Origin of the sequence: Ignatzschineria indica, from assembly GCF_003121925.1 — a bacterium.
In the GTDB taxonomy this organism is placed as follows: Bacteria; Pseudomonadota; Gammaproteobacteria; order Cardiobacteriales; family Wohlfahrtiimonadaceae; genus Ignatzschineria; species Ignatzschineria indica.
The window spans coordinates 97,152-110,375 of sequence record NZ_QEWR01000004.1 but is presented as its reverse complement, the minus strand read 5'-3'; the positions used below and the strand labels follow the sequence as shown (position 1 = coordinate 110,375).

General features: G+C 42.1%; 8 protein-coding genes. 1 reads left to right on the top strand and 7 read right to left on the bottom strand.

Translation table 11 applies throughout. The features are described 5' to 3' along the window. Positions 1-3 precede the first annotated feature (3 nt). Positions 4-3,261: a peptidoglycan-binding protein gene (locus tag DC082_RS07935; RefSeq protein ID WP_109236521.1), complete on the top strand. Its 3,258-nt coding sequence runs from the start codon at positions 4-6 to the stop codon at positions 3,259-3,261. Positions 3,262-3,405: 144 nt separating this feature from the next. Here DC082_RS07935 and DC082_RS07930 read toward each other — a convergent pair whose 3' ends face one another. From DC082_RS07930 to atpG, 7 genes are all read right to left on the bottom strand, one after another. Next, the gene (locus DC082_RS07930) at positions 3,406-4,536 is read right to left on the bottom strand and encodes a biotin--[acetyl-CoA-carboxylase] ligase (RefSeq protein ID WP_109236520.1); all 1,131 of its coding nucleotides are present in this window, start codon (positions 4,534-4,536) and stop codon (positions 3,406-3,408) included. A gap of 361 nt (positions 4,537-4,897) precedes the next feature. Next, the gene (locus tag DC082_RS07925) at positions 4,898-6,094 is read right to left on the bottom strand and encodes an amino acid aminotransferase (RefSeq protein WP_109236519.1); all 1,197 of its coding nucleotides are present in this window, start codon (positions 6,092-6,094) and stop codon (positions 4,898-4,900) included. A 24-nt stretch (positions 6,095-6,118) separates the two neighbouring features. After that, a complete protein-coding gene (locus DC082_RS07920) occupies positions 6,119-7,930 on the bottom strand; it encodes an SLC13 family permease (protein WP_109236518.1) in 1,812 nt (603 codons plus the stop codon). 24 nt (positions 7,931-7,954) lie between these two features. Next, positions 7,955-10,027 (bottom strand): polyphosphate kinase 1, encoded by a 2,073-nt coding sequence (gene ppk1, locus DC082_RS07915; RefSeq protein WP_109236517.1) that lies wholly within the window; start codon positions 10,025-10,027, stop codon positions 7,955-7,957. A 423-nt stretch (positions 10,028-10,450) separates the two neighbouring features. Continuing rightward, entirely contained in the window at positions 10,451-10,864 is a 414-nt protein-coding gene (locus tag DC082_RS07910) for a F0F1 ATP synthase subunit epsilon (RefSeq protein ID WP_109236516.1), read from the bottom strand. A 13-nt stretch (positions 10,865-10,877) separates the two neighbouring features. Continuing rightward, complete coding sequence (atpD, locus tag DC082_RS07905; RefSeq protein WP_094567583.1) at positions 10,878-12,266, bottom strand: F0F1 ATP synthase subunit beta; 1,389 nt, start codon at positions 12,264-12,266, stop codon at positions 10,878-10,880. A gap of 45 nt (positions 12,267-12,311) precedes the next feature. Beyond that, on the bottom strand, positions 12,312-13,208 hold the full coding sequence (atpG, locus tag DC082_RS07900; RefSeq protein WP_109236515.1) for a F0F1 ATP synthase subunit gamma: 897 nt from the start codon (positions 13,206-13,208) through the stop codon (positions 12,312-12,314). Positions 13,209-13,224 lie beyond the last annotated feature (16 nt).

Sequence of the window (13,224 nt, the reverse complement as noted above, 5' to 3'; positions counted from 1 at the left end):
ATTATGCGTAAAGCCATACTAAGAGTCGCGTTATCATCACTACTTGCACTATCGTTAGGCTCTGCAAATAATCTTGAGAGTATTTTACAGCAGACTCAAGATTCTAAAGTGACATCGCTCTTACAATATCAAAGTGATCCTCTACTTCACTTTCGAGATCATTATGGCTTTACGCTCTATGATTACGCCTTAACACAGAAAGAGCGGGACCTCCTTGCTTGGTTGGCAGCGGAGCAGATTCAAAGTGGAGTCGAATCTAAACTGGTACAACAGACTCAAATTTGGCTCTACCTACTAAAATATCCAGTTGATAACTTAGAAGGAAAGATCACTCCTGCGTTCCAAAATGATATCGCCTACTATCAAGAGAAACAGAGTCTCCCCCTAATTAATGCGATTACGCCAGAATGGTTTATTCCTTTAGAACGTAAAGCGCTACAACCGCTGATCGATTCCCTCAAGAAAGAGAATCCTAACATTACAGAAGCGGAATTACTCACCTTACTCAATCAGAGAATAGAGGAGAGACTCCCTTCATCAGCAAAACTATTACAAACGCCTTTTGTCACAGCGACAATGCTCAAAAATATTGAGGCAGGAACCATCTCATTCCAATTACCGAAAGGTAAAGTGGCAGAAACAGGCACAACAACAACGCTTCCTCTCTCATTCCTAACAAAAGCAGAAAAACTCAATAATACACCCCCTTTTCCCGGTCGGAAATTGCAGCTCTTCTTCGACTTTAATAATGATGAAATCGAAACGCTTCTCAAGCAGAGAGGCAGTCGCAGCAAAATCTTCACTCTGCAGACATGGTTAAGAATGGCGGGCTACTTCCCATTACCATTAACAATTGATGGTCAGCGAGGCGCTAATACACGCACAGCTATTGAGCGCTATCAAGCATCTCTAGGACAGAAACAGGATGGAATCCCTAACCCCACCTGGGAAGCGCCGCTTGAAAAAGAGGTTCGTAAAGATGTTCAACGTCAACTCACCCTCTTAGGTTTTTATGATGGAGAGATCGATGGAATTAACGGTATTGGTACGGAAAATGCGATTAAGGCATTTGAAAAGAGCATCAATCTTCCTGAAGTGGGGACCCTCTCTCCCAATATGCTCTTTCATCTCTTCAATGCTCACTTCTTGCCTGAATCGATCCTCAAAGCGGCAGAGGCAGAACAGAAACAGATAATTCAAGAGCAAAAACTTTTAAAGCCTTTGGCAAAAGAGGTCGAGAATCCTCACCAGGATGCATCCGTAACAACAATCAATCAGCAACCTGAAGAGAGCACCCCATCTAAAAGATCGAATGAGACAGATCTATCGACATCCTCTTTAGAATCTCCACTGCCCTCACTCATTCCCCCGCTACTCCAAGTAGCACTTGAAAAACTTGCCGAATCTGATGCTACAACGGAGAGTAAAGAACAGGAAGAGATCACAACAGAGAGAAGCATAGAAGCTGAGGATCGCCCAACGACCACTCTCGATCATCAGAGTCAAAATAATAGCAATGAATCAAGCGATGCGAAGGATACCGACGAACTTGATGAGGCAGAAGAGCCTACCATCGATGAGGTACGTTCACTAATCACCCTTGATGAACCTCTACGCAACTTCTCCCTCTCTCGTAGCGAGATCGATAACCTTGTGATCAAAGCACGTGTTCCTAAGATCTTCTTTACGCAGACAGCTCTCTCCCTGCTCGACCTCTATGATGGTCCACTTGATGGCGCTAATGGTCCTGCAACAAGAGAAGCAATCCGTGCATTTGAGAAAGCCTTAGGACAAAATGAGACAGGAGAGCTCCTTCCTCGCTGGGAAAACCCTCTCCGGCAGATTGCTTATCGCTTTGTACAATATCGTCTTAAAGAGGATGGTTTCTATAAAGGTGATATCGATGGATTACGTGGTCCCGGCACTCGAGAAGCGATTAAAGCCTATGAGAAATCAACTAATACTGAAGCTGTCGGCGCCCTCACGCCGGTACTACTCTTAACGCTCTTTAATGATGATCTCTCTGAAGATTCCATCAGTGATGAAGAGGTTCCTAGCGACTCTGTAGAAGATGTCTCAGAAGATGGAACTGCCCCTATTACGGCTGAAGAAGACCAAGAGTTACAAGCAGATAGCAATAAGATGGAAGAGCAATATAAAACATCTGTTAAAGCCTTTGATCTCTCCCACCCCAAAAGTAGCGAAGAGACTGCACTTGAACAGCTTCAACTTGCTTACCTAGGTTTTTACACCGGCACGATAGATGGCCTAAAAGGACCGGGTACCAATCGTGCAGTTGAAGCGTTTCAGAAATCCTTCTCTCTTCCTGTTACCGGCAAATTAGATCAGAAGAGTCGTGCACTTCTTGAAGAGGAGAATATCAATAAGTTCCAACGTTATCTTCAACGGACGGGCTATATGAAAGATCGCACAACAGGGACTTTAGGCCCTAAAACACGCCGCGCAATTGGTATTTTAAAAAATCGTTATGGCTATCAAGTAAGCGATAAACTCGATCTCCCCGCTTATCTCATTCTCATCGATGAAGAGCAGGAGACACAATTTGCGAAAAGCTACTATGAAAAGGTCGTTAAAGAGCGAGAGGCGGCAGAAAAGATAGTCGATACACAAGCCTATCTCATCGGCTTTGGTATCTTAAATGGTCGTGCTGATGGAAAGATGGGGCCAGCAACAGAGGGAGCTATCCAAACCTACCGCTCACAACAAGGGCTTAAAAAAGGAAAAGAGATCGATACTGCGCTCTTAGAGTCCTTTAAAAAGAACGCTCCCAAACAGGCTCAAACTTACCTTCAACAGTTAGGTTATCCAATAAAACCTGATGGTATTTTTGGTAAAAACTCTAAAAAGCAGTTGAATGCTTTCCTAACAAAAGCGAAAAAACCACAATCGGAAATTGTAACTGCCGAGATTCTTATGGAGTTACAGAGAGCTGTTGCCGCAAAAGTAGCAAGAGAACGTACAGCAAGTAGCAGTAGTAATACACGCAGTAGCGCACCGCGCCCTACCGCTGCCGTTCCCCCACTTAAGAAAGGACTCCAACAAGATGCAGCCTTTGCTCGAGCACCGGGAGGGACAGTAAATGGTCGCCTACAGATCGTAAAAAATGGTTCTGGCCAAGTTGTCGGCTGTAAAGTTAACAACATCACCATGGCTGCCGATTGGTGTACCGGAAAGCGTAATGGTGCTCAATGTCGCGTCCTCTACAAAAATCAACGCGTTCTCTCAATGAGTTGCAAATAGTTCAAGTAAATAGTTTAAATAACTTGAAAACAACTTGAAAAGTAGATAAGCAATATTACAAAAGAGTCATTCAAATACTATATTGCAAAAGACCTCAAAAGCTCTATTCGCTTTTGAGGTCTCTTTTTATCCATGTTCTCTCAATCAAAGCTCTCGAAGGGATAGATCTCCGGAGATAATGGTGCGAATCTCTCCATCGGGCAACTCGACTAATAGTGCACCACTCTCATCGATCCCTACTTCGCTACCAATCAATAGATCACGATCCGAGATAAGTTGCACACGACGTCCATAGAGAAGGCTAATCTTAGGCCAGATTAGAGTGAAATCAGGTAACTTCTCCCTAACAGGAATACCCTGTTCAAGGGCATAAGATTGGGCCTCAACCAATTCACAAAGATGGTAGATCTTTTCACTTAAACGCGCAATCAGTCGATTTCGATCTAACGGCTCACCCAAAATCGACTCGCAACAGGTAGGATGATTTCCCACTAATTCTAATTCTGAGTCATATTGATTATTAACCCCGATACCAATAATAACCTCAACATCATGACTATTGAAGAGACTCTCTACCAATATCCCTGCTAATTTTGATTGTCCAACCCAGATATCATTTGGCCATTTCACCTTTCCTCCCCGAATGCCTAAAGATTCTAAAACCTCTAGCAACAACGCACCGATGCGAAGACTTAAAGCGCTCAAGTAAGGGATCGATCGATGAGAAAAACGGTACTTAAAAGAGAAGTAGAGATTTTTTGCTAAAGGTGAAACCCACGTTTTTGATCTTCTTCCACGACCGCCCGTCTGCATCTCAGCTACAGCGATCTTTGCAATTACCTTCTCAGAGAGATTATTAGGGAGAGATTGATAATATTGCTCACCCCAATAGGATATGGGGCGCTGAAGATCACTATTGGTAGAATCTGTGATAAAACGCCGGATAAAACGCAATTTATCTTGTAGTGAAGATGGCAAAAATTGTGATATTTGCTGAAGATCGAGAGGATGATAACCCTTAGAGATAATCTTTCCTGCCTTGAGATCAACATCAATCAGATCCGTTAGAGTCGATAGATATTGGAGAGCCTTCTGGAAGATTGCTTCACTCCCTTTCTCTCGTAACAGTAAAGGTCCATCCCCCTGTTGCAACAACTGCTGATAGAGTTGATAATCTTCATATCCCCCTGCTGTTGCTAATTGCAAAAAGAGCTGATCAAGAAGAGCCTGCTCCGCTCGCCCTTCCCAACGATGACTCTCCCAATGATTATCCATCGATACCTGCCTATTCTCTATTAATATTCACGATTCTGTTAATGACCCTGTTAATAACCATTTAACGATCTTACCAATGATTCCCTTAGTTACTCCATTAATAATTACATTAATAGTTTCATTAACGAATCTAAGCTTAAGCGATCTAATAATCGTCAAATTATCAATCACAAAGAAAAAGAGTGCTAAATAGCACTCTTTCTACAACCGCTCTATCTCTTCAATTAACTAAAAAAGATAACACTAAAGAGAAGCGCCCAACCTACAATACAGAGTAAGGCAATAATGTAGAGCGGAAGCTTATATATAAATACACTTTCTGACATATAAAACCCCCTACAAATAGATCAATCAAATATTGCTATAGTACATTAACTACCGCATTCGCCGCAAGCTCAATATTCTGGTCATTCAACGCAGCAATACAGATACGACCGGTATCAACAGTATAGATAGCATAATCCTTTTTCATTTTTGCCACTTGATCTGCGCTAAGTCCTGAGTAAGAAAACATTCCCGCTTGATCATTGATGAAGCTAAAGTCAATCTTATCTTGCTTACTATTGAGAAGCTCTACAAATTTTGAGCGCATTGTCTTAATTCTATCTCGCATCTCTGCAAGTTCTGCCTCCCACTCTGCTCGTAGTTGGTCATCCGCTAAGACATAGTGGACAATCTGAGCACCATAAGAAGGGGGTGAAGAGTAGATTGCACGCACCATAATCTTCAATTGTGAAGTAACACGCTCTTGCTCCTCTTTATCGGAGGTAATGACCGTTAATGCTCCAATTCGCTCACTATAGAGTGAGAAAGATTTAGAAAAGGAGGTGGCAATAAAGACCGGCATCTCTTTTTCTGCAAAGATATGGATCGCTTCTGCATCTTCACGAATACCTTTTGAGAATCCTTGATATGCCATATCTAAGAATGGAATTAAATTACGCGCTTTAAAGAGCTCTGCTAACTGTTGCCACTCTTCTGTAGAGAGATCTGCCCCGGTAGGGTTATGGCAACAAGCATGAAGCACAACAATCGACTCCTCTGGAATCTCTTCCATCTTCTTGAAAAAAGCTGCAAAATCAACCCCTTTCGTTTTAGGATCAAAATAGGGATATTCCTCTACTTCAAACCCGGCGCCGGCAAAGATCGCAATATGGTTATTCCATGTCGGTTTTGAGACATAAACCTTACTATTAGGTTTAATGCTATGTAAGAAATCAGCACCTACTTTTAATGCCCCCGTTCCACCTAAAGATTGCACCGTTGCTAAACGTTGTGTCTGATAGAGCTCATGATCCTCTGTAAAGAGAAGCTTCTGTACACAATCGATATAACTTCCTAAACCTTGCATTGGAAGATAGACGCGTGGTCCTGAGTGTTCAAAAAGATAAGCCTCTGCTGCTTTTACCGCTTTTAAGACTGGCACTTTTCCTTCAGCATCTGAATAGATACCAATACTTAAGTTCACCTTCTCTTCTCTAGGGTCATTTTTATATGACTCTACTACCCCTAAAATCGCGTCATCCGGCGCTAATGGAACATCGTTAAATAGTTTCATCCTAATTCCTTATTATCTTTACTTTTATAGTGGCCAAAAATAGATCACTGCCGGCACTGCTGTTAAAATCAGTAACAGATCGAGCAACAACCCCATTCGCCAATAATCCCCAAACTGATAGCCTCCTGGTCCCATCACCAATGTATTTGAATGGTGCCCTATCGGAGTATTAAAAGCACAAGAGCAAGCGATTGCAATGATCATTAAATAGGGATCGATATTGTGCCCCATCATATTTGCAACACCTACGGCAATAGGTGCCATTATGACCGCTGTTGCTGAGCTATTAATTACATCGGTAATCAGCATCGTTACGAGCATGATTATAGATAATACTAGCATAGCAGGAAGCCCTTCTAAAAGGGGAACAATCGATGAGACAATAATATTTGTTGCCCCACTCGAGTCGAGCGCAGCACCCACGGTGATAAAACATCCTAAAAGGACAATAAGAGGCCCATCAATACTTTGGTAGACCTCTCGAAGTGAGACTAGACGGAAAATAATAAGAAGAAAAATTGCCAGCGGGAAAGCGATATGAGGCGGTAAGATCTGAAATGCCACCAATAGAATAGAGACAATAAAGATTCCAACTGTTGGCAATAATTTTGAAGAGGGCTTTAAACGTATATTACGCTCAGCAAGTGGTAGGCACCCGAGATAATTCATTGTTTCGGGTAACTCCTTCTTATCGCCCTGAATAAGCAGAATATCCCCCGGTTTTAAGGTTAAACGGGAGAAGCGTTGCCGTATACTCTCGCTCTGGCGTGAGATCCCTAATATATTGATTTTATAGCGCTCTCGAAGATAGAGCTCTGAGATCATATGCCCTGCAATTCTAGCCCCGGGATTAACAACAACTTCTAACGTCTGTAGAGAGTCGATGCCATCCCCCTCTTTTCCCTCTTTAGTAAAACGGATATTCACTCCCGAGAGGAGCTCTAGCTGCTTGAGATCTTCCGGCTGCCCTTCAATTAAGAGGACATCATTTTCTCGCAATATCTCCTCTTTACTCGGAGAGAGGAGTCGTCTTGCCCCACGAAGAAGCGTCACAACATTGACATGATCTTCTGTCACCTTCTCTAGTTCTGCAATCGTCTTCCCAATAAACTTATTATTCGGCAAGATCTTTGCCTCTAAAAGATAATCATCGGTCTCAAAGAGACGACTATTATTCTCTGTATCCCGAATCGGAATAAGGCGCCAACCAATAAATGAGATATAGAGGAGACCAACAATAACCACCACGATTCCAACGGGCAAAAAGTCGAACATCGCAAAGGCTCCAGCCGCAGGATCCACTGTCTCTCGATATTGAGCAATAATCATATTAGGGGGCGTACCAATTAATGTCGCCGTACCCCCTAAAAGTGAAGCAAATGCCATCGGCATCAGTAACTTCGAGGTTGGAATATTATAGCGCTGAGAGACCTGTAACGCGACCGGCATAATGAGCGCTAACGCCCCCACATCATTCATAAATGCTGAGAAGAAAGCCACCAACCCCGTTAGCGTTAAAACCAATAATACGGGGCGATCAGAAAAACGACTCAAATGTTGAGAGAGATGGTAAGTCACCCCTGTATTTCCAAGCGCATTACTTAAAACCAAGACAGAAGCAACCGTAATTACAGCGCGATGACTAAAGCCGGAAAAAGCATTATTGAGCGGAACAACGCCCACCAGCACCATCGCTAATAGTGCCCCGAGAGCGACAACATCAAAGCGCCACTTTCCTAACATGAAAGCGATAAAACTACAGAATAGAATCAATAATGCATAGAGCTGCGTATTGGTTATTCCGCTGATAAGTGGATCAGAAAATATTGTCAGCATGTGACTCCATCTACTTCCGAATGTCTACTGTCGGGATATTAATAACTTTTCTTGTGCTGAAAGCATAGCGCCTCTCTCCTCCATTGTAAATGGTTCCTGAGAGTATTCACCACTCTTACCATCGAGAATCCATGCCGTATAATCAGCAAAGTAAGCGAGCAATCCTTCATTGATAAGATGGCGCTTAATAGAGGGATGCTCTATCGGAACTGCCACCTCAATACGACGAAAGAAATTACGATGCATCCAATCGGCGCTCGAAATATAGACTCGCTCCTCTCCTGCTCGATAGAAATAGAAAACGCGAGAGTGCTCTAAGAAGCGTCCGACAACTGAATAGACTCGAATATTCTCCGAAAAGCCTTTTAAACCAGGTCTCAAAGAACAAGCGCCACGAACTAAAAGATTGATAATTACGCCGGCATTAGATGCCTCATAGAGTTTTTCAACAATGCCCTCCTCTAAGAGCGCATTCATACGTGCCATAATCGATGCCGGTCTTCCCGCTTTAGCTTCCTCAATTTCAAAATTAATATGGGCTATTAAATTATCATAGAGATTAAAAGGCGCTTGCCATAGCCTCTTTAATTGTGGAGGACGCCCTAAGCTGCCCAAATTCACAAAGATATTGGTCACATCTTGTGCGATCTCGCGATTCCCCGTCATAATCGCAAAATCAGTATAGAGTCTTGCTGTTCCCGTATGATAATTGCCGGTACTCAGGTGAGTATAATACTCAAGGTGATCGGGATTTTCTTCAGTCGGCTCATTGCGAACAATCAACAACATCTTCGCATGTGTTTTATAGCCAAAGATTCCATAGACAACCTTAACACCGGCCTCTTCGAGAATCGCAGCCCAAGTAAGATTGGTCTCTTCATCAAAACGTGCCATCAACTCACAGACAACATTAACCTCTTTACCATTTTTTGCGGCAGTTATCAGATGCTTCATCAATTGTGAGTCGTTACCGGTACGATAGATCGTCATCCGGATCATCTGTACTTGAGGATCATTAGCGGCAACTTCGAGCAACCTTACCGTGGGGGCAAAGCTATCAAACGGATGGTGAAAAAGTTGATCTTTTCCCTTAATAATGGAAAAGATATCATCAGTATCGACCCACTTCTCCGCATATTTTGGATAGAACTCTGGATAGAAGAGTTCATCTTTATCTTTTACAAAGTGACTCAACTCTCGAAAGCGGCAAAGATCGATAAAGTTCGCGATCGGATAGATCTCTGTTGTCGGCAACTCAAACTCTTTTGCTAAAAACTCTACCAACTTCTTCGGCATCTGAGCACTAATTTCAAGGCGCACCGCATGCCCAAAATTTCGTTGATGAAGCTCCCCTTTTAATGCCTGATGTAAATTTGTAAGCTCCTCTTTATCGATAAAAAGATGGCTATTGCGCGTCACTCTAAATTGATAAGCCGCTTTTACCACAAAGCCATCAAAAATCACTTTCAATTGATCACGAATAATTTCACTAACAGTGGTAAAACGGACATGTGATGGATCATTACTTGGCAAACGGATCAATGCCGGCAAATTCTTCGGGATAGAGAGCATCGCTGTATCAACCTCTCGCCCGTAGATATCTTTCCCCTTCAACTCAATAATATAGTTGAGCGACTTGTTGTAGATATGTGGAAAAGGATGGGCAATATCGAGCGCTATCGGCGTTAAAAGCGGATTAATTGACTCATTAAAATAACTCAGTAATTGAGCTTTATCAGCATCAGTCCAATCTCGTCGATGGATAAATTCTATATTCGCCTCAGATTTTAAGAGCGGCAAAATCTCCTGGTCGAGAAGTTTATATTGCGCTTTAACTAATGCTGTTACACGCTGATAGATCGCTTTTTGCCAAACATCAACAGGCTCCCCATCAATCAGAGTCTCTCCAGCAAAGATGCGCTCCTTAATATTTGCAAAACGCACCTCAAAAAATTCATCAAGGTTAGAGGAGACGATCGTCATAAAATTGAGTCGCTCCAATAGTGGAATATGGGGATTTTCTGCCTGCTTTAAGACTCGCTCTTGGAAAGCGAGAATAGATTTTTCACGATTAATTAAAGGCAATTCAAATTCCATACTCTCATCCCATTATTAAAATAGTCAAAATGACAACACCCAAACAACTCAGCAGCTCAGCAATTAGCAGTTAGCAGTTAGCATCAATATCGCCTTTCTCTATCAAAGCGTTCTATTAAGCCTCTCTTCCACGTCATTATTATAACGTAATTTATCGCAACGTAATTGATGATCGCCAATAACCGATCCTCTGCACAATAGTAACAATCACAAGATATAAGGGTAACGATAATATATAACAGGCATAATAAAAAATATAACTTAAATACAATGATAAATATAATAAAAATACAAAAAGAGATACAAAAAGAGATACAATAAAAAACCCACATTTTAATGTGGGTTTTACTTTAATACTTCTTAACTACTGATACTTAATATCATCGATATCGTCGATCTCTAAAATCTTAAATACTTTTCGACTTAAAGACTTTTCAATCTATTTACTGCATCTAATTGAGATTTTGCTAATGTTAACTCAATTAACGCCTTCTCAATATCGAGCTCAGGTTTACCTGAGTCAAGTACAGCCTTAGCTTCAGCTCTCGCTTTTTCAACCGCGGCTTGATCAAGATCTGCAGCACGCTCAGCACTATCTGCTAAAACAATCACTTCTGTCGGTTGTACTTCAAGAATACCACCTGAAATCCAGAAGACCTCTTTTGTACCATTCTCGAGCTCTAAGCGAACTTGTCCTGGCTTGAGGTGTGCTAAAGTTGGAACATGACCAGGATAAACGCCTATCTCACCAGTAATTGCTGTAACTGCAAAGAATGTTGCAGTGCCAGAGTATAGCTCTTTTTCAGCACTTACAATAGTGACTTTGATAGTTTTCATATTATCCCCTTATTTACTTATTCTTCTCTTTCGCGTAACGATCAAGAACTTCGTTAAAGTTACCGGTCATGTAGAACATCTGCTCAGGAATATGGTCACCTTCACCTGCAAGAATCGCCTTGAAGCTTGCAATAGTGTCTTGAAGTGATACATATTTACCTGGTGCACCAGTAAATACTTCTGCTACATGGAATGGCTGTGATAAGAAACGTTGAATCTTACGAGCACGAGCAACTGTTAACTTATCTTCTTCTGAAAGCTCATCCATACCAAGAATTGCGATAATATCTTTAAGTTCTTGATAACGCTGAAGGATCATCTGTACGCCACGAGCAACATCATAATGCTCTTGACCAATAACTAATGGATCAAGCTGACGTGATGTTGAGTCAAGTGGGTCAACAGCAGGATAGATACCTAATGAAGCGATATCACGTGAAAGAACGATTGTCGCATCTAAGTGAGCAAACGTTGTCGCTGGTGATGGGTCAGTTAAGTCATCCGCAGGAACATATACTGCTTGTACTGATGTGATCGAACCTTTTTTCGTAGAAGTGATACGCTCTTGAAGAACACCCATCTCTTCTGCAAGTGTCGGCTGATAACCTACCGCAGATGGCATACGACCTAAAAGTGCAGAAACTTCTGTACCCGCAAGCGTATAACGATAGATATTATCGATAAAGAGAAGAACATCACGACCTTCATCACGGAAGTACTCAGCCATTGTTAAGCCTGAGAGTGCAACACGCAGACGGTTTCCAGGTGGCTCATTCATCTGGCCATAAACCATCGCAACTTTATCTAATACGTTAGAGTCTTTCATCTCGTAGTAGAAGTCGTTTCCTTCACGAGTACGCTCACCAACTCCCGCAAACACTGAAAGACCTTCATGTGCCTTAGCGATGTTATTGATCAGCTCCATCATGTTTACGGTTTTACCAACACCCGCACCACCGAAGAGACCAACTTTACCACCTTTTGCGAAAGGACAGAGTAAGTCGATAACCTTAATACCTGTTTCGAGAACTTCTGTAGAACCTGCTTGATCTTCGTAGCTTGGTGCTTTTCTATGAATTGCCCAATGCTCTTTAGCTTCAACAGGACCTGCATAGTCTACTGGACGTCCTAAAACATCCATGATACGACCTAGCGTACCTTCACCTACTGGTACTGAGATTGGCTGCTTAGTATCTACAACTTCAACACCACGCTTAAGCCCATCTGAACTACCCATTGCGATCGTTCTTACAACGCCATCACCTAATTGTTGCTGTACTTCAAGTACGAGATCATCTTTTGATCCTACAACATTAAGTGCACTATATATACTTGGAACAGCATCGCGTGGGAATTCCACGTCAACAACTGCACCAATTACCTGTACAATTTTTCCTGACATACTCTATCTAAACCTCTATTAACCCAAATTTTTGTTAACGTCGTATTAATTGATTGCTGCTGCACCACTAACAATCTCAGTAATTTCCTGAGTAATTGCTGCTTGACGAGCTTTGTTATAAACCAATTGCAACTCATCTATTAAATCGCTTGCGTTATCGCTTGCGGCCTTCATCGCAATCATACGAGCTGCCATTTCACAGGCAACGTTTTCAACGACTGCTTGAAAGATCACACTTTCAATATAACGATCTAATACAGTATTCATTAGCTCTACAGGCTCAGAATCATAGACATAGTCCCACGCAAGATTTGAATCTTCCGCTAAACTCTCAATGCCTATCTGTCTCTGAAGCGTTCCTGGAATAACAGGAAGGACTTGAATACCGATTGGCTTTTGCGTCATTGTATTCACAAACTCGTTAGCAAAAACATGGAGTTCATCAATTTTTCCTTCTTGGAAAAGATCTAGCATTGCAGTTGTAATACCAATCAGATCTTTCGACGCAGGTGCATCACCTAAATTATTCACAGTCGCAACAAGATCATGCCCAAATCGACTAAAGAAAGCATTTGCTTTATTACCGATCGTGGCAATTTCAATCTCAATACCCGCTTCCTGCCACTCTTTCATCTTCGTGACAACGAGCTTGAATAGGTTGTTATTTAACCCACCCGCTAATCCACGGTCGGAGCTGACAACAATCATTCCCACGCGTTTCACTTCTCGTGGCATTAAGTATTCATGTTTGAATTCTTCAGGTGTTGCCTCAGCCAAATGCGCAGCGAGCTTAATAACCTGTTGCGCATAAGGTAGAGATCGATTGCGTCGAAGTTGCGTAGCCCGCATCTTACTCGCTGCAACCATCTCCATCGCACTAGTAATCTTCTGAGTATTACTAATACTTTTAATCTTACTACGTATTTCTTTTCCAACAGCCATGAAATTCCTACCTAAT

Coding starts and splice junctions, on each gene's coding strand:
- DC082_RS07910 (WP_109236516.1), bottom strand. CDS start 10,864: ATGAAAACTATCAAAGTCACTATTGTAAGTGCTGAAAAAGAGCTATAC.
- DC082_RS07920 (WP_109236518.1), bottom strand. CDS start 7,930: ATGCTGACAATATTTTCTGATCCACTTATCAGCGGAATAACCAATACG.
- DC082_RS07930 (WP_109236520.1), bottom strand. CDS start 4,536: ATGGATAATCATTGGGAGAGTCATCGTTGGGAAGGGCGAGCGGAGCAG.
- DC082_RS07925 (WP_109236519.1), bottom strand. CDS start 6,094: ATGAAACTATTTAACGATGTTCCATTAGCGCCGGATGACGCGATTTTA.
- atpD (WP_094567583.1), bottom strand. CDS start 12,266: ATGTCAGGAAAAATTGTACAGGTAATTGGTGCAGTTGTTGACGTGGAA.
- ppk1 (WP_109236517.1), bottom strand. CDS start 10,027: ATGGAATTTGAATTGCCTTTAATTAATCGTGAAAAATCTATTCTCGCT.
- DC082_RS07935 (WP_109236521.1), top strand. CDS start 4: ATGCGTAAAGCCATACTAAGAGTCGCGTTATCATCACTACTTGCACTA.
- atpG (WP_109236515.1), bottom strand. CDS start 13,208: ATGGCTGTTGGAAAAGAAATACGTAGTAAGATTAAAAGTATTAGTAAT.